At 66.5% G+C, this 24,559-nt stretch carries 23 protein-coding genes and 2 riboswitches; of the genes, 8 read left to right on the top strand and 15 right to left on the bottom strand.

The features are described from left to right. Positions 1–4: 4 nt before the first annotated feature. From C1704_RS10495 to C1704_RS10485, 3 genes are all read right to left on the bottom strand, one after another. A complete protein-coding gene (locus C1704_RS10495) occupies positions 5–853 on the bottom strand; it encodes a carbohydrate ABC transporter permease (protein WP_104302685.1) in 849 nt (282 codons plus the stop codon). Then, positions 850–1,740 carry a carbohydrate ABC transporter permease gene (locus C1704_RS10490; RefSeq protein WP_104302684.1) on the bottom strand — a complete coding sequence of 297 codons (891 nt, stop codon included), beginning with the start codon at positions 1,738–1,740 and terminating at the stop codon, positions 850–852. The genes C1704_RS10495 and C1704_RS10490 overlap by 4 nt, the downstream gene beginning before the upstream one ends. 77 nt (positions 1,741–1,817) lie before the next feature. After that, complete coding sequence (locus C1704_RS10485; protein ID WP_245876451.1) at positions 1,818–3,101, bottom strand: ABC transporter substrate-binding protein; 1,284 nt, start codon at positions 3,099–3,101, stop codon at positions 1,818–1,820. A gap of 247 nt (positions 3,102–3,348) precedes the next feature. Between C1704_RS10485 and C1704_RS10480 the strand changes: the two genes are divergently transcribed. Genes C1704_RS10480 through C1704_RS10470 form a run of 3 tightly spaced genes read left to right on the top strand, consistent with a single transcriptional unit; the run spans position 3,349 to position 6,305 of the window. After that, the gene (locus tag C1704_RS10480; protein ID WP_104302683.1) at positions 3,349–4,323 is read left to right on the top strand and encodes a Bug family tripartite tricarboxylate transporter substrate binding protein; all 975 of its coding nucleotides are present in this window, start codon (positions 3,349–3,351) and stop codon (positions 4,321–4,323) included. Beyond that, positions 4,320–4,808, top strand: a complete 489-nt coding sequence (locus C1704_RS10475) for a tripartite tricarboxylate transporter TctB family protein (protein WP_104302682.1) — start codon at positions 4,320–4,322, stop codon at positions 4,806–4,808. The genes C1704_RS10480 and C1704_RS10475 overlap by 4 nt, the downstream gene beginning before the upstream one ends. A gap of 3 nt (positions 4,809–4,811) precedes the next feature. After that, a complete protein-coding gene (locus C1704_RS10470) occupies positions 4,812–6,305 on the top strand; it encodes a tripartite tricarboxylate transporter permease (protein WP_104302681.1) in 1,494 nt (497 codons plus the stop codon). On the opposite strand, the gene C1704_RS10465 is transcribed toward C1704_RS10470, so the two are convergent. The 8 genes from C1704_RS10465 to C1704_RS10430 all read right to left on the bottom strand — a co-directional run bounded on the left by C1704_RS10465 (position 6,285) and on the right by C1704_RS10430 (position 17,533). Next, positions 6,285–7,733: a sensor histidine kinase gene (locus C1704_RS10465; RefSeq protein ID WP_104302680.1), complete on the bottom strand. Its 1,449-nt coding sequence runs from the start codon at positions 7,731–7,733 to the stop codon at positions 6,285–6,287. The genes C1704_RS10470 and C1704_RS10465 overlap by 21 nt on opposite strands. After that, positions 7,730–8,410, bottom strand: a complete 681-nt coding sequence (locus tag C1704_RS10460; RefSeq protein ID WP_170064677.1) for a response regulator transcription factor — start codon at positions 8,408–8,410, stop codon at positions 7,730–7,732. The genes C1704_RS10465 and C1704_RS10460 overlap by 4 nt, the downstream gene beginning before the upstream one ends. 109 nt (positions 8,411–8,519) lie before the next feature. Beyond that, the gene (locus tag C1704_RS10455; protein WP_104302679.1) at positions 8,520–9,911 is read right to left on the bottom strand and encodes an L-serine ammonia-lyase; all 1,392 of its coding nucleotides are present in this window, start codon (positions 9,909–9,911) and stop codon (positions 8,520–8,522) included. Positions 9,912–9,936: 25 nt separating this feature from the next. After that, positions 9,937–10,986 (bottom strand): threonine aldolase family protein, encoded by a 1,050-nt coding sequence (locus tag C1704_RS10450; protein WP_104302678.1) that lies wholly within the window; start codon positions 10,984–10,986, stop codon positions 9,937–9,939. A 10-nt stretch (positions 10,987–10,996) separates the two neighbouring features. Further along, positions 10,997–13,891, bottom strand: coding sequence for an aminomethyl-transferring glycine dehydrogenase (gene gcvP, locus C1704_RS10445; RefSeq protein WP_104302677.1), 2,895 nt, complete (start codon positions 13,889–13,891; stop codon positions 10,997–10,999). Between the two features lie 68 nt (positions 13,892–13,959). Next, positions 13,960–14,337, bottom strand: coding sequence for a glycine cleavage system protein GcvH (gcvH, locus tag C1704_RS10440; RefSeq protein WP_104302676.1), 378 nt, complete (start codon positions 14,335–14,337; stop codon positions 13,960–13,962). 38 nt (positions 14,338–14,375) lie between these two features. After that, positions 14,376–15,500, bottom strand: coding sequence for a glycine cleavage system aminomethyltransferase GcvT (gene gcvT, locus C1704_RS10435; protein ID WP_104302675.1), 1,125 nt, complete (start codon positions 15,498–15,500; stop codon positions 14,376–14,378). Positions 15,501–15,559: 59 nt separating this feature from the next. Beyond that, a riboswitch (glycine riboswitch) is annotated at positions 15,560–15,680 on the bottom strand. 10 nt (positions 15,681–15,690) lie between these two features. Continuing rightward, positions 15,691–15,781: riboswitch (glycine riboswitch) on the bottom strand. A 66-nt stretch (positions 15,782–15,847) separates the two neighbouring features. Then, positions 15,848–17,533 carry an electron transfer flavoprotein-ubiquinone oxidoreductase gene (locus tag C1704_RS10430; protein ID WP_104302674.1) on the bottom strand — a complete coding sequence of 562 codons (1,686 nt, stop codon included), beginning with the start codon at positions 17,531–17,533 and terminating at the stop codon, positions 15,848–15,850. Between the two features lie 258 nt (positions 17,534–17,791). Here C1704_RS10430 and C1704_RS10425 point away from each other — a divergent pair, with 258 nt between their 5' ends. The 3 genes from C1704_RS10425 to C1704_RS10415 are packed head-to-tail and all read left to right on the top strand — an operon-like array spanning position 17,792 to position 19,640. Then, positions 17,792–18,574: an SDR family oxidoreductase gene (locus tag C1704_RS10425; protein ID WP_104302673.1), complete on the top strand. Its 783-nt coding sequence runs from the start codon at positions 17,792–17,794 to the stop codon at positions 18,572–18,574. After that, a complete protein-coding gene (locus C1704_RS10420) occupies positions 18,571–19,212 on the top strand; it encodes a YceH family protein (RefSeq protein ID WP_170064676.1) in 642 nt (213 codons plus the stop codon). The genes C1704_RS10425 and C1704_RS10420 overlap by 4 nt, the downstream gene beginning before the upstream one ends. Positions 19,213–19,220: 8 nt before the next feature. Then, positions 19,221–19,640 carry an acyl-CoA thioesterase gene (locus C1704_RS10415; RefSeq protein ID WP_104302671.1) on the top strand — a complete coding sequence of 140 codons (420 nt, stop codon included), beginning with the start codon at positions 19,221–19,223 and terminating at the stop codon, positions 19,638–19,640. Here C1704_RS10415 and C1704_RS10410 read toward each other — a convergent pair. Continuing rightward, complete coding sequence (locus C1704_RS10410) at positions 19,625–20,674, bottom strand: glycosyltransferase family 4 protein (RefSeq protein WP_104302670.1); 1,050 nt, start codon at positions 20,672–20,674, stop codon at positions 19,625–19,627. The two genes, C1704_RS10415 and C1704_RS10410, sit on opposite strands and share 16 nt — an antisense overlap. Positions 20,675–20,749: 75 nt before the next feature. After that, a complete protein-coding gene (locus C1704_RS10405) occupies positions 20,750–21,328 on the bottom strand; it encodes a LuxR C-terminal-related transcriptional regulator (RefSeq protein ID WP_104302669.1) in 579 nt (192 codons plus the stop codon). 95 nt (positions 21,329–21,423) lie between these two features. Here C1704_RS10405 and C1704_RS10400 point away from each other — a divergent pair, with 95 nt between their 5' ends. After that, positions 21,424–22,125 (top strand): CoA transferase subunit A, encoded by a 702-nt coding sequence (locus C1704_RS10400; RefSeq protein ID WP_104302668.1) that lies wholly within the window; start codon positions 21,424–21,426, stop codon positions 22,123–22,125. A 12-nt stretch (positions 22,126–22,137) separates the two neighbouring features. Beyond that, the gene (locus C1704_RS10395) at positions 22,138–22,782 is read left to right on the top strand and encodes a 3-oxoacid CoA-transferase subunit B (protein WP_104302667.1); all 645 of its coding nucleotides are present in this window, start codon (positions 22,138–22,140) and stop codon (positions 22,780–22,782) included. Positions 22,783–22,835: 53 nt separating this feature from the next. On the opposite strand, the gene C1704_RS10390 is transcribed toward C1704_RS10395, so the two are convergent. Both C1704_RS10390 and aat read right to left on the bottom strand, forming a co-directional pair. Further along, positions 22,836–23,582 (bottom strand): arginyltransferase, encoded by a 747-nt coding sequence (locus C1704_RS10390; RefSeq protein ID WP_104302666.1) that lies wholly within the window; start codon positions 23,580–23,582, stop codon positions 22,836–22,838. Further along, on the bottom strand, positions 23,579–24,412 hold the full coding sequence (aat, locus tag C1704_RS10385) for a leucyl/phenylalanyl-tRNA--protein transferase (protein WP_419186794.1): 834 nt from the start codon (positions 24,410–24,412) through the stop codon (positions 23,579–23,581). The genes C1704_RS10390 and aat overlap by 4 nt, the downstream gene beginning before the upstream one ends. Between the last annotated feature and the right edge of the window lie 147 nt (positions 24,413–24,559).

The raw sequence follows: 24,559 nt of genomic DNA, 5'->3' as shown, positions 1-24,559 counted from the left end.
GGGATCAGCCTTTCACGGCGCCGGCGGTGAGGCCGCGCACGAAGTACTTGCCAGCGATGATGTAGACGGCCAGCGTGGGCAGGGCGGCGATCATGGCGGCGGCCATGTCGACGTTGTATTCCTTCACGTTGGCAGTGGTGTTGGCGAGGTTGTTCAGGCCCACCGTGACGGGCTTGGCCTCGGCGCCTGTGAACACCACGCCGTAGAGGAAGTCGTTCCAGATCTGCGTGAACTGCCAGATCAGCGTGACGACGAGGATGGGTGTGGACAGCGGCAGCACGATGCGCCAGAAGATGCGCCAGAAGCCGGCCCCGTCGATCATCGCAGCCTTCACCAGCTCGTCGGGCAGGCCGACGTAGTAGTTGCGGAAGAAGAGGGTGGTGGAGGGCAGGCCGGCCAGCACATGCACCAGCACCAGGCCCCACACCGAGGTGGACAGTCCCAGCCAGCCCAGCACCTGTGACATCGGCAGCAGCACCACCTGCATGGGCATGAACACGCCGAAGAGCATCAGGCCGAAGATCAGTTCGCTGCCGCGGAAGCGCCACTTGCTCAGCACGTAGCCATTGAGCGCCCCCAGCACGGTGGAGATGAGCACGGCAGGTACCACCATGGCGATGGAGTTCATGAAGAAGGGCTTGAGACCGCCGCAGTCGGTGCCGGTGCAGGCGCTCGACCAGGCCTTGGACCACGCCGCCAGGCTGGGATCGGAAGGCAGATCGAGCAGGCCGCCGGCGCGGATCTGGTCCATGTCCTTCAGCGAGGTGACCACCATCACATACAGCGGTGCGAGGAACAGGCCAGCGAACAAGGCCAGCGCGCCCAGGAGGAAGAAACGGTGCAGGTGCTTCATGCCGGCTTCCTCGTGCGCAGCTCGCTGTAGAGGTAAGGGACGACGATGGCCGCGACGGTGGCCAGCATGACGGTGGCCGACGCCGCTCCGAGGCCGATCTGGCCACGGGTGAAGGCCATCGTGTACATGAAGGTGGCAGGCACGTCGCTGGCAAAGCCGGGGCCACCGGCGGTCAGCGCCATCACCAGGTCGAAGCTCTTGATGGCAATGTGCGAGAGCACCAGCAGCGTGCTGAAGAAGACCGGCCGCAGGCTGGGGATGAGGATGCGCCAGTAGATGCGGGGCAGGCTGGCGCCGTCGAGCTGGGCGGCCTTGACGATGCTGTCGTCGATGCCTCGCAGGCCGGCAAGGAAGAGCGCCATCACGAAGCCGGCCGACTGCCACACCCCGGCGATCACCACCGTGTAGATGGCCCGGTCGGGGTTGATGAGCCAGTCGAACTGGAAGCTCTCGAAGCCCCACTGGTGCATCAGGTGCTCCAGGCCCAGCCCCGGGTTGAGGATCCACTTCCAGGCCGTGCCGGTGACGATGAAGCTCAAGGCCATCGGGTAGAGGAAGATGGTGCGCAAGGCGCCTTCGGCGCGCACCTTCTGGTCGAGCAGGATGGCCAGCAGCAGGCCCAGGCCCATTGACAGGCCGATGAAAAGAACCCCGAAGATCCCGAGGTTGCGCATGGCCACCCACCAGCGTTCGCTGGCGAAGAGGGTGGCGTATTGCTCGAGCCCGACGAACTCGTAGTTGGGCAGCAAGCGCGAGGCCGACAGCGAGAGATAGCCGTTCCAGGCGATGAAGCCGTAGATGAAGATCATCGACAGCACAAAGGACGGCGCGAGCACCAGGCGCGGCAGCCAGGGCTGGCGCACTCGCAAGGGGACGGGAGGGGTCATGCGGAATCCAGCAGGAACATCAGGGGCGGCCACCGTGCACACGGCGGCCGCCATCGTTCAAGGTGCCTGGAGCAGGTTCACTGGGCGCGGGCGGCGCTGGCAATGCGCTCCATCGCATCCTTGGCGCTCATGCGGTCGCTGTTCCAGAACTGCGACACCGCATCCTTGATGGCCCCCTCCGCGGCCGAAGGCACGGCCATGCCGTGGGCGATCGACGGCACCAGGCCGCCCGACTTGGCCGAGGCCACGAAGTCGTTGGCCGAGAGCTTCGCGCAGTCGTCGAACTTGGACAGGTCCATGTTCAGACGCACCGGGATGGAACCCTTGTTCAGGTTGAAGACCTCCTGGAACTCGGGCGACACGAGGGCTGCGGCCAGGTCTTTCTGCGCCTTCACGTTCGCCTCATTCTTGATCCTGAACATCGCGAAGCTGTCGACGTTGTAGGTGAAGGCCTGGGCCGTGCCGGGGGCGGCTGCGCAGACGAAGTCCTTGCCCGGTACCTTGCCCGCGGCGATGAACTCGCCCTTGGCCCAGTCGCCCATGAGCTGCATGCCGGCCTGGCCGTTGATGACCATCGCCGTGGCCAGGTTCCAGTCGCGTCCCGGGGCGTTGCGGTCGGTGTAGTCCTTGATGCGCTTGAAGGTGGTGAGCACCTTCTCCATCGTCGGGCTCTTGAGTGCGCCTTGATCGAGCTGTACCAGGGCCTTCTTGTAGAAGTCCACTCCGCCCACGCCGAGCGCGACCGATTCGAAGGTGGTGAAGTCCTGCCAGTTCTGGCCGCCATGGGCGACCGGGATCACGCCAGCTTTCTTCAGCGCTTCGGCCGCGGTGAAGAATTCATCCCAGGTGGTGGGCAGCTTCACGCCCGCCTTGGCCAGCACGGCCGGGTTGGCCCAGATCCAGTTCACTCGGTGCACGTTCACGGGCGCGGCCACGTAGCTGCCCTTGTACTTCAGGCCGTCTGCGATGGGTTTGGGCAGCAGGGCATCCCAGTTGTTGGCCTTGGCCACGTCATCGATGTTGGCCAGCACACCCTCGCGGGCCCATTCCTGGATGGACGGGCCCTTGATCTGGGCCGCGGCCGGCGCGTTGCCCGAGACGACGCGCGACTTGAGCACCGTCATCGCCGAGTCGCCACCACCGCCGGCCACCGCGAAATCGCGCCAGGTGTGGCCCAGCTTGAGCATCTGGCCCTTGAGGGCCGTGGCGGCCTTCGCTTCGCCGCCGGAGGTCCACCAGTGCAGAACCTCCACCTCGCCGGCGTGGGCGGCGACGCCGGTGACGAGCGCGGCCGCCAGAGCCAGGGCCTTCAGGGGTGTGCGCGCGATGCGGCGGCGGGTCAGGGGACGGGTCAAGCTCATGTCGATGCTCCTCTTTGTGTGGTGGATCCGGCGCGAGGGTGGATACGGGTGCGCCGTGGTGGAATGTTAAGAAATAATTAAACAAACATCCATACAGCATTAATAAGTGTTTACCCGTGCCTGGCGGGAGCCCCAACCCCGCGCAAACGCTGATGCCAGCCACAGACGCTGGAATTACTCTCGAAATGTGCCAAGGCGAAGCAGCGTGCCTGCCTTCCCTTCCAACAGAAACGTTTCGGAGACTCCCATGGACTTGAATCGCCGTCGCGTCGTTGTCGCTGCCGGCCTGACCCCTGTGCTGGGTGGGCTCAGCCCCCTGGCCTGGGCCCAGCAGGCCTTTGAATCGATCCTGATGTTCGTGCCGGCGGCGCCCGGTGGGGGGTGGGACGGCACGGCGCGTGCCATTGAAGCCGCTTGCAAGGCTGCAGGCCTCGTGGGGAGCTTCCAGTTCGAGAATGTGGGCGGCGCTGCTGGCATGGTGGGCTTGCCCCGCTTCGTCAACCAGCGCAGGGGACAGGGCAACGCGATGATGGTCGGAGGCTCGGTGATGGTGGGCGGGGGCATCGCCAACAAGAGCCCGGTGACGATCAAGGATGTGACGCCGCTGGCGAGGTTGACCGAAGAAGCCGGCGTCATCGTGGTGCCGGCCAGCAGCCCCCACAAGACCTGGAAGGATCTGGAGAATGCGCTGCGTGCCGAACCCAAGGCCGTGAGCGTGGCCGGTGGCTCCTCGGGGGGAACTGACCACCTGCTGCTGGGCCTCATCCTGCGTGCGCTGGGCAAGAACCCGCGCGAAGCGGCCTATGTGGCCTTTGCCGGTGGTGGCCCCGCCACGGCGGCGGTGCTGGGTGCCCAGGTGTCCGCGGGCATCTCGGGCTACTCGGAGTTTGCGGAACACATTCGCGCGGGGCGGCTGCGCCCCTTGGCGGTGTCGGGTAATGCGCGCATTCCCGGCGTGGATGTGCCCACCCTGAAGGAGCAGGGGCTCGATGTGACGGCTGCCAACTGGCGTGGCGTCTTCGGCGCACCGGGCATCACGCCTTCGCAGCGGCAGGCGCTGGTGGACCTGCTCACCCGCATGCACGCGGCGCCGGCCTGGAAAGAGGTGCTGGACCAGCGCAAGTGGACCGACGTCTTCCTGACAGGCGATGCCTTCGGCCAGATGCTGGCGGCCGACATCTCCGCCACGGAAGCGGTCATGAAGGACCTGGGCCTGGCATGACGGCGCCCTTGCGCCCTCGCCCCGGCCCCGTCTGCATGGGGCTGGCGCTGGTCGCCTTGGTGGTCCTGGGGGTATGGCAGGTGGAGGTGATCCCCGACCCACCGGCGTTCGCGGCGGTCGGACCGGCCGTGATGCCGCGCGCCCTGGTGATCGTGCTGGGCGTCCTCGCGGTGCTCTACCTGGTCTTCAGCCTGCTGGGGCGCAGCGGTGATGCGGTCGATGACCCGCATGAATCACCCTTGCCCGGACGGCATGCCCGGGTGGCCTGGATGGTCGGTGGCCTGGCCGCGCTGCTGGCCCTCACGCCCCTGCTGGGCATCGGCCTGGCCGGCGTGGTGTCCTTCGTGTGCATCGCGCGCGCTTTCGACAGCCGGCGCTGGGCCCGTGACCTGATCGTCGCGCTGCTGTTCTCGTTCGCGATCTGGTATCTCTTCGACCGGCAGCTCGGGGTGCAGCTTGGCCCCTTCGTGCCCTTCCTGACCTGACCGATGGACACTTTCGCAGCCCTGATGGGCGGCTTCGCTGCGGCCTTGCAGCCCGAGATCCTGCTGTATGGCTTCCTGGGCTGCCTGCTGGGCACCATGGTGGGCGTGCTACCGGGCATTGGTCCTGCACTCACCATTGCGCTGTTGCTGCCCCTCACCTACAAGGTGCCCGCGGCGGCGATGTTCGTGATGTTTGCTGGCGTGTACTACGGCGCCATGTACGGCGGCTCGACCACCTCCATCCTCATCAACACGCCCGGGGAATCGGCCACGGTGGTGACGGCCCTGGAAGGCTACAAGATGGCCAAGAAGGGCCGGGCCGGGCCGGCCCTGGCCACGGCGGCCATCGGCAGCTTCGTGGCGGGCACGCTGGCCACGCTTGCGCTCACCTTCGTGGCGCCATGGGTGGTGGAGATGGCGCTGCGCTTTGGCCCTGCCGACTATTTCGCCCTGATGGTGCTGTCGCTGGTGGCCGTCTCTGCGGTGCTGGGCAGTTCGGTGCTGCGTGGCCTGATTGCGCTGAGCCTGGGCCTGCTGGCGGGGATGGTGGGCATCGACCTTCAGACCGGGCAGCCGCGTTTCACCTTCGGGCAGGCGGAGCTGCTGGATGGGGTCGAGTTCACCGCCGTGGCGGTGGGTCTGTTTGCCGTGGGCGAGGCGCTCTACCTGGCCTGGCAGGGCCGGGCGGGCAAGGGTGAAGTGCTCAAGGTCCAGGGCCGGGTCTGGCTCACGCGCGAGGACTGGAAGCGCTCCTGGTGGCCCTGGGTGCGCGGCGCGGGGTTCGGCTTTCCCATCGGGGCGATGCCCGCCGGCGGCGCCGAGCTGCCCACGCTGCTCTCGTACTACACCGAAAAAAAGCTGTCGAAGCACAAGGAGGAGTTTGGCCACGGGGCCATCGAGGGGGTGGCCGGCCCGGAAGCTGCGAACAACGCCTCGGCCGCTGGCGTGCTGATGCCCCTGCTCACGCTGGGCATTCCGACGTCGGCCACCGCGGCCGTGATCCTCTCGGCCTTCGAAAGCTATGGCCTGCAGCCTGGCCCCACGCTCTTCACCTCCCAGTCCAGCCTGGTGTGGACGCTCATCGCGAGCCTGTACATCGGCAACGTGATCCTGCTGCTGCTCAACCTGCCGCTGGTCGGACTGTGGGTCAAGCTCCTGTCCATCCCGGTGCCGCTCCTGTATGCGGGCATCATCGTGATCTCCACCATCGGGGTCTATGGCGCCAGCAACTCGCTGTTCGATGTGGCCCTGCTCTATGTCTTCGGCGTGATCGGCTATGCGATGCGGCGCTTCGACTTCCCGGTGGCGCCCCTCGTGGTGGGGCTGATCCTCGGTCCGATGATGGAGCAGTCGATGCGCCAGGCGCTCACCATCAGTCAGGGACAGTGGAGCACGTTTGTCACTCGCCCGATCTCGGCCACCCTGCTGGTGATGGCCGCGCTGCTGCTGGTGGTGCCCCCGTTGTGGAAGCTCTGGTCAGCTCGTCGCCAGCGGTAGACGCACGACCGCCCGCAGGCCGTGCGGCTGCACCGGCTCCAGGTGCACCTGCCCGGCGTGGCGCTCGACGATCTCTCTGACGATGGCCAGGCCCAGGCCGCAGCCCTGGCTGTCGTGGCTGGCACGCACGAAGCGCTCGAACACGCGCTCGTGCGCATCGGGCCCTGCCTCGGCAGGCAGCCCTGGCCCGTCGTCTTCCACCACCACCTCGGCCTGGGTGTCCACCCGTCGGCTGCGCACCGTGACGCTGGCGCCGCGGCCTGCGTAGCGCACGGCGTTGTCGATCAGGTTGACCAGCACTTCCCGGATCAACAGGCCATTGCCCAGGATCTCCAGGGCGGCATCTTCGCTGTCGTCGACGCCGAGATCCACCCCCAGCTGCAGAGCACGGGGCACCTGCTCCGCGGTCACTTCACGCACCAGCCGGCCCAGATCGAAGTGGCGCCTCCCCAGGGCTGCGGCCGATTCAGGCTCGGCGCGCGCGAGGATCAGCAGTTGCCCCACCAGGTGGGCCGCGCGTGTGGCACTCTCCTGCACGCGTTGCAGCCGCGCTTTCAGCGCAGGGTCCTGGGCTTCGGACAGGGCCAGCTCGACCTGCGACTTCAGGCCCGCCAGAGGGGTGCGCAGCTGGTGCGCGGCATTGCTGATGAAGCGGCGCTGTGTGCTCACGTTCTCGTGCACCTGGGCCAGCAGGCTGTTGACGGCGCGCGCCAGGGCCCGCACCTCCTGAGGCGCGGCTTCAAGCTCAATCGGGGCGAGGTCGTTGGGTGCACGGTCTTCCACCACGGCCTGCAGCCGGGCGAGCGGTGCCAGCCCGGTACGGATGCCTCCCCAGACGATGAGCGACATCAGCAGGATCAGTGCTGAGAGCGGCAACGCCGTGTCGATGAGGATCTGCCGCGCCAGCTCCTCGCGGCTGGCGCGGCTCTTGGCCAGCTGCACCAGCATGCGTTGCGGCGAGGCCTGGTCCCCATAGGCCAGGTACAAGGCCGCCACACGCACCGGGACCTCATCGACCAACCCATCGTAGAAGTAGGGCCGGTCGAGCTGCACGTCGGGAATGGGCGGCGGGGGCGGCAGCGTGTTGTTGCCCAGGATGAACTGCCCCGGTGGGGTGCTCACCATGTAGTAGACGCGGTCGTCCGGGTCGGTTTCCAGGATGGCCTGGGCGGCCTTGGGAAAGTCGATCATCAAGCCGTTGTCGATGGGCTTGACCTGCTGCGCCAGTGCCCGGGACGACTGGTACAGACTGCGGTCGATCGCGAGGTTGGCGTAGCGAGCCGCCACGCTGTAGGTGACGAAGGCGGCTGCAATCCACAGCACCAGCTGCGGGATGAACAGCCACCACATCAGGTGCCGATGCAGCGACCGTCGGCCAGGTACCAGCCCCAGCCGCGCCTGCAGGGCGCTCCATCGCGCAGGGGTCACGCCTTCGCGTCCGCTTCGAGCAGATAGCCCAGGCCGCGCACCGTGCGGATCGACAGGCCCGAAGGCTCCAGCTTGCGGCGCAGGCGGTGGATGTAGACCTCGATGGAGCCGGCCGGCTCGCTCTTTGCTGCGGCCTCGCCTCCCCAGGTCTGGGTGATCTGCTCCTTGGTGACCACCTTGTCACGCTGGCCCAGCAGCAGTTCCAGCAGCGACCATTCGCGCGGCGAGAAATCCACCGGCTCGCCACCGATGGTGGCGCGTCGTGCATCCCGGTCCATCTGCAGGCTGCCGGCTTGCAGCAGCGGGGCGCTGCCCGGCTGGGCCCGTCGCAGGAGGGCGCGCACACGGGCCTCCAGTTCCGGAAACTCGAAGGGCTTGGTGAGATAGTCGTCGGCGCCCGCATTCAGGCCCTCGACACGGTGCTCCAGATCGCACAGGGCCGTGAGCACCAGGATGGGTTGGGCGGGCTTGCTGATCCTTACACGCTTGAGCACCGTCAGTCCATCGACCAGAGGCAGTCCAATGTCAAGGATGGCCGCGTCGAAATGCTGGCGGTTGAGCAGGTACTCCGCGACGGCACCATTCTCAGCAGTTTCCACCTCGAAGCCGGCATGTTCGAGGTTGGCAACCAGTGCGTCGGCCAGGATGGCATCGTCTTCGGCAAGCAGGAGTCGCATGCCCGAAGCTTAACGCGCAATTACAGATGCCGCCCTGGGGCTTGCACTATGAGGTGGCAGCGACCGGGAGGCGGGATGACTCCAAACGGTCCTGCAGCGCTGCGGGCGCTCAGCACTCGACGATGTTCACCGCCAGGCCACCCCGGGCCGTTTCCTTGTACTTGGTCTTCATGTCTGCGCCGGTTTCCCACATGGTCTTGATGACCTGATCGAGGCTGACATGGTGGACCCCATCACCACGCAGGGCCATGCGTGCGGCGTTGATGGCCTTGACGGCGGCGATGGCGTTGCGCTCGATGCAGGGGATCTGAACGAGTCCTCCCACCGGGTCGCAGGTCAGCCCCAGGTGGTGTTCCATGCCGATTTCGGCGGCATTTTCCACCTGCTGCGGTGTGCCACCCAGCACTGCACACAGTGCGCCAGCGGCCATCGAGCAGGCCACGCCCACCTCACCTTGGCAGCCGACCTCGGCGCCGCTGATCGACGCGTTCTCCTTGTAGAGGATCCCGATCGCCCCGGCCGTGAGCAGGAAGTCGATCACGCCGGCCTCGGTGGCGCCCGGCACGAAGCGGGTGTAGTAGTGCAGCACGGCTGGCACGATGCCGGCGGCCCCGTTGGTGGGGGCGGTCACCACACGGCCTCCGGCGGCGTTTTCCTCGTTGACGGCCAGGGCATAGAGATTCACCCAGTCCATCACCTGTAGCGGGTCCTTCAAGGCCGCTTCAGGGTGCGCGGTGAGCGAGCGGTACAGCGCCGCAGCGCGCCGGCGCACCTTGTAGCCACCCGGCAGGGTGCCCTCGGCACGGCAGCCACGGTTCACACATTCCTGCATCACGCGCCAGATGTGCATGAGCCCCGCATCGATCTCGGAATCGCTACGCCAGTGACGCTCGTTCACGCGCATCACGCCCGCGATGGACAAGCCTTCACGGCGGGTGAGTGTCAGCAGTTCGGCCCCGCTGTGGAAGGGCAGGGGCAGCACGGTGGTGTCAGGCGCGATGCGCTTTTGTCGGCTCCCATCGGCAGCCACCTCCTCACTGACGACGAAGCCGCCGCCCACCGAATAGTAGATGCGCGCGGCCAGCTCCGTGCCATCGGCACCGAAGGCAAGGAAGCGCATGCCATTGGCATGGAAGGGCAGGGACTGACGACGAAGGAAGATCAGATCCTCGGCCTCATTCAGCGCGATGCGATGGGTAGCACCCAGCACAAGTGTGCGCTCCTGGCGGATCGCCTCCAGCATCGCCGGCACCTGGTCCACATCGACCGTGTCGGGCTCGTGGCCAGCCAAGCCCAGCAGCACGGCCTTGTCGCTGCCGTGGCCCTTGCCGGTGGCTCCCAGCGAGCCGTACAGCTCGCAGCGCACGCGCTGCACGGCCTCGAGCCGACCCTCGTGGCGCAGCCGCTCCACGAACAGCCGGGCCGCCCGCATCGGGCCCACGGTGTGGGAGCTCGACGGGCCGATGCCCACCTTGAACAGGTCGAAGACCGAGACGGCCATGGGCGGGCTCCAGGAGGGGTGAGGTTCAGGGCTGGCAGAGCTGCCGCAGGTCACTGGCAAACGCATCCACCGCCTCGGCTGTGGTGTCCCAGGCGCACATCAGGCGGCAACCACCACCGGCGATGAACTGATAGAACTTCCAGCCCTTCGCGTACAGGCCCTCGATGACCGGGGCCGGCAGCTGGGCGAACACGGAGTTCACCTGAGGCGGGTGGAGCACCTGCACACCGGGGATGTCGCGGATGGCGTCATGCAGGCGCTGCGCCATCGCATTCGCATGCCGGGCGTTGCGCAGCCAGACGTCGTTCTCCAGCAGGCCCACCCAGGGTGCCGAGATGAACCGCATCTTCGAGGCCAGCTGGCCGGCCTGCTTCACGCGGTAGGCGAAGTCCTCGGACAGCGCCCGGTCGAAGAAGACCACCGCTTCGCCGATGGGCAGGCCGTTCTTGGTCCCGCCGAAGCACAGCACGTCCACGCCCGCGCGCCAGGTGATCTCGCTGGGGTGACAGCCCAGGGCGGCCACCGCGTTGGCGAAACGCGCCCCATCCATATGCAGCTTGAGCTTGCGCCGCTTCGCAATGGCCGAAATCGCGCGCACTTCCTCCACGGTATAGACCGTGCCGAGTTCGGTGGCCTGGGTGAGACTCACCACCTTCGGCTTGGGATAGTGGATGTCACTGCGCTTGGTGACGAGCTGCTCCACTGCATCGGGCGTGAGCTTGCCCTGCCGGGCGGCCGGGCTTTCGGCTTCGGCCACCAGCAGCTTGGAACCATTCGAGAAGAACTCCGGCCCGCCGCACTCGTCGGTTTCGATGTGCGCCACCGGCGTGCAGATCACCGAGTGGTAGCTCTGACACATCGCGGCCAGGGCCAGCGAATTGGCCGCCGTGCCGTTGAAGACGAAGTAGACGTCGCAATCGGTCTGGAAGAGCTCGCGGATCTTGTCGGTGGACCGCTGGGTCCAGATGTCCTCACCGTAACCGGGCTGGTGGCCACTGGCATTGGCTTCCATGAACCAATGCGTGGCCTCCGGGCACATCCCCGCGTAGTTGTCGCTGGCGAAATGCTGTTTCATGACGGTCTTCTTATTGGTACTCGCTCAAGGGCACGCAACTGCAGAACAGGTTGCGGTCGCCATAGACGTTGTCCACCCGGCCCACCGGCGGCCAATACTTCTGGCGGCGCAGGCTGGCCAACGGATAGGCGGCCTCCTCGCGCGTGTAGGCATGGTTCCACTCGGCCTTGAGCAGGCTCTCGGCCGTGTGCGGCGCATTCTTCAGCGGGTTGTCCTCACGCGGCCATTCGCCACGTTCGACTTTGGCGATCTCCTCGCGGATGGCCAGCATGGCTTCGACGAAGCGGTCCAGTTCGGCCAGTGATTCGCTCTCGGTGGGCTCGACCATGAGCGTGCCGGCCACCGGGAAGCTCAGCGTGGGGGCATGGAAGCCATAGTCGATCAGGCGCTTGGCCACGTCCTCGGCCGTGATGCCGCTGGACTCTTTCAGCGGGCGCAGATCCAGAATGCACTCGTGGGCCACACCCCCCCCTTTGATGCCCGGCACGTTGCTGCTGAAATGCAGCTCATAGGGGCCGTCCAGGCGGGCGGCGATGTAGTTGGCGCTGAGGATCGCGGTTTCGGTGGCGGCTTTCAGGCCTTCGGCACCCATCATGCGCATGTACATCCAGGAGATCGGCAGCACGGCTGCGTTGCCCAGGGGCGCAGCGCTCACTGCCCCCACCTGGGCCTCGCTGCCCAGGCCCGCGCTGCGGTGCGCCGGCAGGAAGGGCACGAGGTCGGCCACCACGCACACCGGGCCCACGCCGGGCCCGCCGCCGCCATGCGGGATGCAGAAGGTCTTGTGCAGGTTCAGGTGGCTCACGTCACCGCCGAATTCGCCCGGTGCGGCCACGCCCACCAGGGCGTTCATGTTGGCGCCGTCCACATAGACGCGCCCCCCATGGGCATGCACCAGCTCACACAGTTCCTTCACCCGCGTCTCGAAGACACCATAGGTGGACGGGTAGGTGATCATCACGCAGGCCAGGCGCTCGCTGTGCTGCTCACACTTGGCGCGCAGGTCGTCGAGGTCGACGTTGCCATCGGCGTCGCACTTGGTCACCACCACCTGCATGCCGGCCATCTGAGCCGAGGCCGGGTTGGTACCGTGGGCCGATTCCGGGATCAGGCAGATGTTGCGGTGCCCCTGGCCGCGCGCCTCATGGTAGGCCTGGATGATCAGCAGCCCGGCGTATTCGCCCTGCGAGCCGGCGTTGGGCTGCAGGCTGATGCCGGCGTAGCCCGTGGCCTGGCTCAGCCAGGCGCACAGCTGCTCGTTGAGCTGCACATAGCCCTGCAGCTGGTCCTGCGGTGCAAAGGGGTGGATGTGCGCAAACTCCGGCCAGGTGATGGGGATCATCTCGCTGGTGGCGTTGAGCTTCATCGTGCACGAACCCAGGGGGATCATCGTGCGGTCCAGCGCCAGGTCCTTGTCCGACAGGCTGCGCAGGTAGCGCAGCATCTCCGTCTCGGAGTGGTGGGTATTGAAGACAGGGTGGGTGAGATAGGGGCTGGTGCGGCGCAGCGCCTGCGGAATGAGTGGCGCGACGCCCTTTTCGGCCGTGTCCCAAGAGGGCAGGGGGCGGCCCTGGGCGAAGACCTGCCACAGGGCTTGTACGTGCTCTCGCGTCGTGGTTTCGTCCAGCGAGATACCGACGGTGCTTGCGCTGGCCCGGCGCAGGTTCATGCCGGCGGCCACGGCGGCAGCCAGCAAGGCTTCGGTCTGCTCACCCGTGCGTACTTCCAGGGTGTCGAAGGCGGTGTCGTGTGTGGTCGCCCAGCCCAGGCTTGCCAGGCCCTGCGCCAGCACTGCGGTGAAACTGGCCACGCGCTGAGCGATGCGCTTGAGCCCCTGCGGGCCGTGGTACACGGCGTACATGCTCGCCACCACGGCCGGCAGCACCTGCGCGGTGCAGATGTTGGACGTGGCCTTCTCGCGCCGGATGTGCTGTTCGCGCGTTTGCAGCGCAAGTCGGTAGGCCGGGGCACCGTGGGCGTCCACGCTCACGCCCACCAGGCGGCCGGGCAGCGAGCGCTTGAAATCATCGCGCGTGGCCATGTAGGCCGCATGGGGTCCGCCGTTGCCCATGGGCATCCCGAAGCGCTGCGTCGTGCCCACCACGATGTCGGCTCCCTGCTCGCCCGGAGGGGTCAGCAGCGTCAGGGCCAGCAGGTCGGCGGCCACCACCGCCAGGGCACCGCGGGCATGCACCGCCTCGGTCAGAGGTCGCAGGTCGCGCACCTGGCCGTTCACGCCCGGGTACTGGAACAGGGCCGCGAAGCAGTCGGTCTGCCCGGCCTGATCGGCAGGCCCGGTCACGACGGTCATTCCCAGCGGCCGGGCGCGTGTGCGCACCACTTCCAGGGTCTGGGGCAGCACGTCGTCGGCCACGAAGAAGGTCGAGCTCTTGCTCTTGCCCACGCGGGCCGCCAGCGTCATGGCTTCTGCGGCAGCCGTGGCCTCGTCCAGCATCGAGGCGTTGGCAATCGCCATGCCCGTGAGGTCGCACACCATGGTCTGGAAGTTCACCAGAGCTTCCATACGGCCCTGCGAGATCTCGGCCTGGTAGGGCGTGTAGGCCGTGTACCAGGACGGGTTCTCCAGCACGTTGCGCAGGATGACGGTAGGCGTGTGGGTGCCGTAATAGCCCTGGCCGATGTGGCTGCGCAACACACGGTTGCGTGCGGCCAGGCTCTTGAGCTCGCTCAGTGCCTGTGCCTCGGGCACAGCCGGCGGCAGGCTCATCGCGCTACCGCGGGCAATGCTGCGCGGCACGATGGCGTCGACCAGGGCGGCGCGCGAGGCCGCGCCGATGGCCGAGAGCATCCGCCCTTCATCAGCGGCATCGACGCCGATGTGGCGGGCTACGAATTCGTCGCGGGCTTCCAGGTCGCTCAAGGGGGTGAGGGCAGACATGAGCATGGCAGAGGGGGGTGAGGGGGCAGGCGGTGGCCGCAGCCCGGGATACGGGCCGCGACCGGAGATGGGATTCAGGCGTTCTTGACGAGGGCGTCGTAGGCGGGCGCGTCCAGCAGGGCATCGAACTCCGCCAGGTCGTCCATCTTCAGCTTGAAGAACCAGCCCTTGCCCAGCGGGTCGGTGTTGGCCAGCGACGGGTCGGCCCGGAGGTCTTCGTTCACTTCCAGGATGTGTCCGCTCAGCGGGGCGTACACATCGGCCGCGGCCTTGACGGACTCGACCACCCCGGCCACGTCGCCCTTCTTGAAGTTGGCGCCGACGGCGGGCAGATCGACAAAGACCACGTCGCCCAGGGCATCCTGGGCATGGGGCGTGATGCCCACGGTGGCAACGCCTTCGTCGCCATCGAGTTCGATCCACTCGTGGTCGGGGGTGTACTTGACGGTCATGCAGGGCTCCTGGCTGGAAGTTGGAGAAATGGAAAGGTTCAGCGGTGGTAGCGATGCGGCGTGAAGGGCAGGGCCGTCACACGCATCGGATGGGTCTTTTCGCGCACCACGGCATGCACGATCGCGCCGGTGGCTGCGTGGTTGACGGGCAGGTAGCCCATGGCGATGGGCACGCCCAGGGTCGGGCTCACCGTACCGCTCGTCACATGCCCCGCGTTGTGGCGCGCTGCATCGAGCAGCTTGGCCCCCTCGCGCACCGGCGCACGCTCCAGGCCGACCAGGCCCACGCGTTTCACCTGCACCCCGTTGGCGATCTGCAGGTCGAGGGTCTGGGCGCCCGGGTAGCCGCCCGCCCGGGCCCCGCCGGCGCGGCGCACCTTCTGGATGGCCCAGGTCAGCGCTGCCTGCACAGGTGTGGTCTTCGCGTCGATATCGTGGCCGTGCAGGCACAGGCCGGCTTCCAGGCGCAGGGTGTCGCGCGCGCCCAGCCCGGCCAGCTTGACCTCGGGTTGCATCAGCAGCACGCGGGCAAGCGCTTCGGCGTCGTCGGCTGCCACCGAGATCTCGAAGCCATCTTCACCGGTGTAGCCCGAGCGGGTCACGAAGCAGGACTTACCGGCGAGAGTGAAATGGTCGCCGGTCATGAAACTCAGGCGCTGCACGTCGGCGTTGACGCGCGCCAGCGCGTCTGCGGCCCGTGGGCCTTGCAAGGCCAGCAGGGCGAGGTCGGGCAAGGATTGCACCGTGCAGCGGTGCCCGATGTGGGTGTTCAGGTGGGCCAGGTCGGCGTGCTTGTTGGCCGCATTGACCACCAGGAGCAGGTCGTTCGCCCGGCGGGTGATCATCAGATCGTCGAGGATGCCGCCGCTGCTGTTGGTGAAGAAGCCGTAGCGCTGCTTGCCCACCGGCAGATCGACCACATCGACCGGCACCAGCGACTCCAGGGCCCGTGCGGCATCTTCGCCAGCCAGGCGGATCTGCCCCATGTGGGACACATCGAACAGGGCAGCACTCTCGCGGCAGTGGCGGTGCTCGGCGATGATGCCCTCGTACTGCACCGGCATCTCGTAGCCGGCAAAGGGCACCATGCGGGCGCCCTGCTCCAGGTGCAGGGCATACAGGGGCGTGCGCAGCAGCGCGGGCGTCGAGACTTGGGCGGACATGGCGATCTCCTTGGGGCAAGTGGTGCGACCATGCCACCCCGTCTGCCGGGTCGGCATGCGCTGCCCTCGCTGTCCGCTTTACCTGAGAGATTGGCGGCCCGGCTGTTTCAGCCTGGGTCGCTTGCCCCTTCGGTGGACCGGGCGACCGGGGCCGCCAGGCCTCTCTCCAGTGAGGAACGCCTCGTTCACAAGGCGCTTGTCAGTCCTGGGTACCTGAGCGTTCGGGTGGAAACCCTGCGCCTTCGGCGGCCCCCGTGGGAGCTCTCTCCTGACAGACGCCAGTGTAATTCACCGGCCACGAAAAAGGCAGCCTCGGCTGCCTTTTTCACGTCGGAACCCCTGTCAGTTCACATGCCCGCATAGTTCGGGCCGCCGCCTCCCTCAGGAGTCACCCACACGATGTTCTGGGTGGGGTCCTTGATGTCGCAGGTCTTGCAATGCACGCAGTTCTGGGCGTTGATCTGCAGCCGGTCACTGCCGTCGTCATTCTTGACGAACTCGTACACCCCGGCAGGACAGTAGCGCGCCTCGGGTCCGGCGTACTTCGCCAGGTTGGTCGCGACGGGTACGCTGGCATCCTTCAGCGTCAGGTGAGCGGGCTGGTTCTCCTCGTGGTTGGTGTTGCTCACGAACACCGAGGACAGACGGTCGAAGGTCAACACCCCATCCGGTTTCGGATAGACGATCTTTTCGCACTGATCGGCCGGCTTGAGGTACACGTGGTCGGGCTGATCGCGATGCAGCGTCCACGGCGGGCTCTGGATGCCGATCTTGGGCAAGAACCACTGCTCGATGCCCGTCATCAGCTTGCCCACCAGCGGGCCCTTCTTGAACCAATGCTTAAAGTTGCGGGTCTGCTGCAGTTCCTCGTAGAGCCAGCTTTTCTCGAACGCCTCAGGGTAGGCGCTCAGTTCGTCGGCAGAACGACCGGCGGCCACGGCCTCGAACAGCGCCTGAGCACACAGCATGCCGCTCTTGATGGCCGCATGGCTGCCCTTGATGCGCGCGGCATTCAGGTAACCGGCATCGCAGCCCACCAGGGCACCTCCCGGGAAGACGGTCTTGGGCAGGGCTTGGGGTGTGCCATTGTTGATGGCGCGGGCGCCATAGCTCAGTCGCTTGCCGCCCTCGAGGTGGGCGCGGATGGCCGGGTGGGTCTTCCACCGCTGCATTTCCTCGAAAGGACTCATCCACGGGTTCTGGTAGTCCAGGCCGATCACGAAGCCCAGGGTGACCTTGTTGCCTTCGAGGTGGTAGAGGAAACCACCGCCGAAGGTGTGGTCGTCCATGGGCCAGCCGGCCGTGTGCACCACCAGGCCGGGCTTGGCCTTGGCCGGATCGACTTCCCACAATTCCTTGATGCCGATGGCATACGTCTGCGGGTCCTTGCCCTCGGCCAGCTTGTATTTCGCGATCAGCTGCTTGCCGAGGTGACCGCGCGCGCCCTCGGCGAAGATGGTGTACTTGCCCAGCAGCTCCATGCCGAGCTGGAAGTGCTCGGTGGGCTCGCCATTCTTGCCCACGCCCATGTTGCCGGTGGCGACGCCACGCACGCGGCCCTGGTCGTCGTACAGCACCTCGGCGGCGGTGAATCCCGGGAAGATCTCGACCCCCAGTCCTTCGGCCTGCTCGGCCATCCACTTCACCACGTTGCCCAAGGAGATGACGTAGCAACCTTCGTTGTGGAAGTTGCGTGGCACCAGGAAGTCGGGAACGCGACTGCTGCCGGTTTCGGTCAGGGTCAGCACGTCATCGCCGGTGACGGGCTGGTTCAGCGGCGCGCCCAGTTCCTTCCAGTTGGGGAAGAGCTCGTTCATGGCGCGTGGGTCCATCACGGCGCCGGAGAGGATGTGGGCGCCCGGCTCGGAGCCCTTCTCCAGCACCACCACCGAGATCTCCTGGTTCTTCTCGGCCGCGAGTTGCTTCAGCCGGATCGCGGTGGCCAGCCCGGCCGGGCCGCCGCCGACGACCACGACGTCGTACTCCATGGATTCGCGTGGGCCGTACTGCGCCAGGATCTCTTGTGCCGTCATCGTGTCTTCCTTGTCGAATGGATGGGAGGGCTTGGGGGCGGGCATGAGAGCGGCCCGCACCGGATGACCGCAATTCTATCGGTTTGCGATCAAAAATCGAACGATCGTTCTATTTTGCTGTCGGGATCCGACTCTATCCCGACCCGACTGGCATTGCTGTCGAGCGCGCGACAAGGAGCGCATCGCCATGCGGGCCCGGTATGCTTGGGGCTGCGTCAGGCATGAATGCCTTCCCTTTGGCGGAATCGAAAGGTACCCATGAGCTACAGCATCGATCTTTCCGGCCGCGTGGCCTTGATCACCGGAGCCTCCAGCGGCCTGGGCGAACAGTTCGCTCGCACCCTGGCCAAGGCTGGTGCTGCGGTGGTGCTGGCCGGGCGTCGCGTCGAGCGACTCAAGACCCTGCGCGCGGAGATCGAGGCCCTGGGGGGCGATGCCCACGTGGTCGGTCTCGATGTCACGGACACCCACAGCATCCGCTCCGCCGTTGCGCATGCTGAAACCGAGGTCGGGGCCATCGACATCCTTGTCAACAACTCCGGTGTGAGCACCACGCAGAAGCTGGTGGATGTCACCCCGGAAGATTACGACTACGTCTTCGACACCAACACGCGGGGCGCCTTCTTCGTGGCCCAGGAGGTCGGCAAGCGCATGCTGGCGCGCGCTCGCGGTGCGGCTCCCGGCACCTACACCGGCGGGCGCATCATCAACATCGCTTCGATGGCCGGCCTGCGCGTGCTGGGGCAGATCGGTGTGTATTGCATGAGCAAGGCGGCGGTCGTCCACATGACCCGTGCGATGGCCCTGGAGTGGGGCAAGTTCGGCATCAACGTCAATGCCATCTGCCCGGGCTACATCGACACCGAGATCAACCACCACCACTGGCAGACCGAACAGGGTCAGAAGCTGATCGCCATGCTGCCGCGCAAGCGACTGGGCCAGCCCCGCGATCTCGACGCGCTGCTCGTGATGCTGTGCTCCAACGAGAGTCACTTCATCAACGGGGCCGTGATCGCCGCCGACGATGGGTTCGCCCTGTGAGTGCCGCCCCCCGCCTGCGTGAGCTCACCCCCGTCGAATGCCGGGTGCTGGGGGTGCTGATCGAGAAGCAGCTCACGGTGCCCGATACCTACCCGCTCTCGCTCAATGCGCTCGTGGCCGGCTGTAACCAGAAGACCGCGCGGCAACCGGTGATGGATCTGACCGAGTCCCAGGTGCAGGAAGCGGTGGACGAGCTTCGCGGCCTGAGCCTCGTGCTGCAGTCCAGCGGCAGCCGGGTGAGCCGCTACGAGCACAACACCCAGCGCGTGCTGGCCCTGCCCAGTCAGAGCGTCGTGCTGCTGGCGCTGCTGATGCTGCGCGGGCCCCAGACGGCGGCGGAGCTGCGCATCCACAGCGAGCGCATGCACCGCTTTGCCGACACGTCCTCGGTGGAGGCCTTCCTGGACGAACTGGCCAGCCGGGATCCGGCCCTGGTGGTGCGACTGCCCCGCGCGCCCGGCATGCGAGAGGCGCGCTGGGCCCACCTGGTGGGGGCGGCACCCGCACTGCAGGACACCTTCGAGCCCGATACCCCGCCAGCACCCGTAACCGCTTCCCTGCAAGCCGAGGTGGCCGAGCTGCGCCGCCTGGTCGACCATCTCTACCGTGAACTCGGCATGGACAAGCCTGCCGCCTGACGACCGCCATGCGCATCGAGATCCCCGACGACAAGAAGCTCGTGCACGAGATGCACATCCCCATCCGCTGGGGCGACATGGACGCCATGGGCCATGTCAACAACGCCACCTACTTCCGCTACCTGGAGACCGTACGCATCGACTGGCTGCACGGCCTGGGCGGCGCCCCCGACCCCCAGGGCACCGGACCGGTGATCGTGAACGCGTTCTGCAACTTCTATCGCCAGGTCGAGTATCCGGGCACCCTGCTTGCCCGCCACTACGTGGCCAACCCGGGGCGCAGCAGCGTCGACACCTTCATCACCCTCGAGCGCACCGACCAGCCCGGGGAGGTCGTTGCCGCAGGCGGTGCCACCCTGGTGTGGGTGGACTTCCCGCGCCAGAAGTCGGTCCCCTTGCCCGACTGGTTGCGTCAGGCCTGCGCCTGACCGGCCGATCGAACTGGGGCGTGCACGTCCGGTGTTGCCGTGAGCGGCCGCAGGGCCTGCTCGAACTGCTCGGTGGCTGCGCGCCAGGAGTACTGAAGTGCATGCGCCCGGACCCCCGCGCGGTCGAGCGACAGGGCCTTCAGACAGGCACTTCGCAGGTCTGTGTCGAGGACGCCGCCCGCTGAAGACCCCACCACATCGATGGGTCCGGGCACCGGGAAGGCCGCCACGGGGGTGCCGCAGGCCATCGCCTCGACCATCACGAGTCCGAAGGTGTCAGTGAGGCTGGGGAAGGCCAGTACATCGGCGCTGCGGTACAACTTGGCCAGTGTGGGGCCATCCAGCACCCCGAACCAGCGTATACCGGGATACTGTTTCTCCAGTCGGGCGCGCTCGGGACCGTCTCCGGCGACCCATTTCTCTCCGGGCAGATCCAGCCGCAGGAAGGCCTCGATGTTCTTCTCCACCGCCAGGCGCCCCACATGCAGGAAGATGGGGGCCTCGCCCCTCGGCAGTCGCTTGCCCTCGGGTGTGAACATCGTCAGATCCACCCCACGCGACCAGAGTCGGGCACGCGCGAACCCCCGTGACTGCAGGTCTGCCACGATGGCCGGCGTCGGCGCGAGCGTGGCCGCGCCCGCGTTGTGGAAGCGACGCAGCATGGCATAGCTCCAGTCCACCGGCAGACGGATGCGCGCATGCACGTACTCGGGGAAGCGGCTGTGGTACGCCGTGGTGAAGGGCCAGCGGCGCTGCCGGCAGATCGCGCGCGCCTGCCAGCCCAACGGGCCTTCGGTGGCGATGTGGATGCAGTCTGGCGCGAGGGCATCGATGTGCCGCGCCAGGGTGCGGCGCGAAGCCCAGGCCAGGCGGATCTCCGGATAGGTCGGGCAAGGCAGGGTGGGAAAGGCCTGCGGTGACAGCACCTCCACCTCATGGTCCATGGCCTGAAGTTCCCGACGCGTCATCTTCAGCGTGCGCACCACTCCGTTGACCTGGGGCTCCCAGGCATCCGTGACGATTAGGATCTTCATGCGCGCTCCGGTAGGACGGTAGCGCGATTGAATGACACGCAGGTTGCGGCTTCGTGACAGCGTTCGCCGAAGCCTTCATCCGCCCATGAGGCGCTGCACGAGTTCGGGCGTGGTCGAGGCCCGGTACTTTCGCAGCAACCGGGCCCGGTAGATGTCCACCGTACGGTGGCTCACGCCCAGCGCCTTGCCGATCTGCTTGCTGGTCTGGCCCTCGATCAGCAGGGCCGCCACTTCGCGCTCGCGGCCGGTGAGATCCAGCGTCACCGGACGCTTCGACGACAGGTCTTCGAAGGTCCAGATGCCCGCGGCGTGTGGGGTGTCCCGGTGCAGTGCCCGGCCGGTCACGTGACACCAGAACAGTTCCCCGCGCGGATCGCCGGGTGAACGCTTCATGATCCGCTCGTCAGCATAGCGGCCGCTGTGACCCAGGATGGGCGCGATGCGCTCGCCGGTGCGCTCGAACTCGTCCGGGCTGGGGTAGAGCACCAGGAAGGATTGCCCCACCAGCACCTCGCGGGACGTACAGAACATCTCGGCCAGCGCATGGTTGCAGTCCACGATGACCCGGTTGCGCGAGAGCACCAGGCCCACCGGTGCCATCTCGAAGGCGGCGCGGTAGTCCAGGGCACCGAGTGCGGGCAGGTCGACAGGCATGAGGAAGCGTTCAGGAGACTGCTTAGGCGATTCTACGTATGCTGATACGTAGTACGCTGTGGGTTTGTCCCAACCCCGTTGCGAAGGAGACTCGCATGAACAAGCTTTACCCCAGCGCTGCCGAGGCGCTGAAAGGGATCGTCAAGGACGGCCAGATGCTGGCCGTCGGCGGCTTCGGCCTGTGCGGCATCCCCGAGGCGCTGATCGACGCCCTGCAGGCCAGCGGCGCGAAGAACCTCACGGTGATCTCGAACAACGCCGGTGTGGATGGCTTCGGGTTGGGCAAGCTGCTCGCCACACGCCAGATCAAGAAGATGATCTCGAGCTATGTGGGTGAGAACAAGGAATTCGAGCGCCAGTACCTCAGCGGCGAGCTCGAGCTGGAGTTCACGCCTCAGGGCACGCTGGCCGAGAAACTGCGCGCCGGTGGCGCCGGCATCCCGGCCTTCTTCACCCGCACGGGCGTCGGCACCATCGTGGCCGAAGGCAAGGAGGTACGCGAGTTTGACGGCGTGAAATACGTGATGGAGCGCTCGCTGGTGCCCGACGTTTCGCTCGTCAAGGCCTGGATTGCCGACAAGTCGGGCAACCTCGTCTTCCGCAAGACCGCGCGCAACTTCAACCCCAACGTCGCCATGGCCGGCAAGATCACGGTGGTCGAGGTCGAGAAGATCGTGGAGACGGGCCAGCTCGACCCTGACCAGATCCACCTGCCGGGCATCTTCGTGCACCGCATCGTGCTCAACGCCACCCCCGAAAAACGCATCGAGCAGCGCACCGTGCGCGCCGCCGCCTGAAGGAGAATGCAAATGGCTTGGAACCGTGATGACATGGCGGCCCGTGCCGCCCGCGAGCTGCGCGACGGCTATTACGTCAACCTGGGCATCGGATTGCCCACACTGGTGGCCAACCACGTGCCCGCCGGCATGGAAGTCTGGCTGCAGAGCGAGAACGGCCTGCTGGGCATCGGCCCCTTCCCCACCGAGTCCGAGGTCGATGCCGATCTCATCAACGCCGGCAAGCAGACCGTGACCACGCTGCCGGGCTCATCCTTCTTCTCGTCGGCCGACTCCTTCGCAATGATCCGCGGCGGCAAGATCAACCTGGCCATCCTGGGTGCCATGCAGGTCAGCGAGAAGGGCGATCTGGCCAACTGGATGATCCCTGGCAAGATGGTCAAGGGCATGGGCGGCGCGATGGATCTCGTCGCTGGCGTGGGCCGCGTGGTGGTGCTCATGGAGCACTGCGCCAAGAACGGCGAGCACAAGCTTTTACAGCAGTGCACCCTGCCGCTGACGGGGGTGGGCGTGGTCAATCGCATCGTGACCGACCTGTGCGTGCTCGACATCACGCCCAAGGGCTTCGTGTGCATCGAACTGGCTCCCGGCGTGACCGAGGACGAGGTTCGTCTCAAGACGGGCGCCCACGTGGAGTTCGCGCTGGCCACGGCCTGACCGATCTGCACGTCGCAAGACAGGGGCCCTCGGGCCCCTGTTGTGTTATGTGATCAGCCTCCTGGCAGAGCCGGCTGCCAGCGTCCGTCCACCAGCAGTTCGTGGGGCTGGAACTGCGCCTTGTAGGCCATCTTGCGGCTCTCGCCGATCCAGTAGCCCAGATAGACGTGGGGCAGGCCGAGCTGGCGCGTCTGCTCAATCTGCCACAGCACGTTGTAGGTGCCATAGCTGCAGCCGGGCTCGGGCTCATAGAAGGTGTAAACGGCGGACAAGCCGTCGTTGAGGATGTCCAGGATGGAGATCATCTTCAGCACGCCCGGCTGACCGTCCACGCCAGGCTCACGGAACTCGACCAATCTGGAGTTCACCCGGCTTTGCAGCAGGAACTGGGTGTACTGGTCCACGCTATCGTGATCCATGCCGCCCCCGCTGTGGCGGCCCGACTGGTAACGCAGGTAGAGCTGGTAGTGCTCCGGGACGAAGCACAGCCGCAGTACCCGGGCGTGCAGGCTTTCGTGCTGGCGCTGTGCGCGTCGCTGGCTGCGGTTGGGCCGGAAGCTCGCCACCGGGATGCGCAAGGGCACGCAGGCCTTGCAGCCGTCGCAGTATGGACGGTAAGTGAACATGCCGCTGCGTCGGAACCCACGAGAAACCAGATCGGAATAGGTATCGGTATGGATCAGATGACTGGGGGTCGCCACCTGTGAGCGTGCCGAGCGCCCCGGCAGGTAGCTGCAGGGGTAGGGGGCGGTCGCGTAGAACTGCAGCGACGCGAGCGGAAGTTCCTTGGGATGCGTCATGCGGGAGGGCCACAGGGTGAAACGCTAGCACAAGCCGCGTCCTGGCGCTTCAGTGGATCCAGCGCGTCCCAGAGGGAGGGTTCGAAGGCCCACACCCTCGGCCCAGGGGCCTGGACAGCGCGGCGCACATGCTCCAGGAAGGCCGAGCGCGGAATCTCCCGTGCCCCGAGCGAAGACAGATGCCCGGTGCGCTGCTGACAGTCGATCATGTCGATTCCGTGGGCCCGGCAGAAAGACACCAGCGCCGCCAGCGCGATCTTCGAGGCATCGGTTTGCCAGGCAAACATCGATTCGCCGAAGAACATCCTGCCCAGGCAGATGCCATAGAGACCTCCCACCAGATCATCATCGACCCAGGTTTCGAAAGAGTGGACGTCACCCAGCTGCTGCCAGGCAGCGTAGGCGTCCACCATGTCCGGCACGATCCAGGTCCCCGACTGGCCCGCGCGCGGAGTGGACGCACAAGCACGGATCACCCGGGGAAATGCTGTGTCGATGCGAACCTCGCAGCCCGGATCCTGTCGGAAATGGCGCAACGTCTTGCGCAGGGACCGCGAGAGCTTGAACTCGGCGGTGTACAGCACCATCCGGGGATCCGGACTCCACCAGAGGATAGGCTGGCCCGCGCTGTACCAGGGGAAGATGCCGCTGGCATATGCGCGCCTCAGTCGCCTTGGATGCAGGTCTCCTCCCGCGGCCAGCAAACCAGGTGCGTCCGAATCCGGCGGTAGCGCCAGGGCGACATCAGGAAAAGTGTCGTCTTCGAGATCGAGCCAGGTGATAGCGAGCGTGCTCATCGGGACAGACAACGAAAGCTTCAATGCTTGCATTCTCAGGCGAAGCGCAGGCCTCGAAACTTTATGGGGTCGCCCTCTAGCGCTTCCCCTTTCTTTCGTGCTACAGTCTTTGTCTTCGCTGCTGATGTGCGGCTTGCGACGTGAAGGCGCGGTGCGCTGGGGTGTTGTGGGTGGTGCGGG

Origin of the sequence: Caldimonas caldifontis, from assembly GCF_002930615.1 — a bacterium.
Taxonomy (GTDB): domain Bacteria; phylum Pseudomonadota; class Gammaproteobacteria; order Burkholderiales; family Burkholderiaceae_C; genus Caldimonas; species Caldimonas caldifontis.
This window is presented reverse-complemented; position numbering and strand designations above follow the sequence as displayed.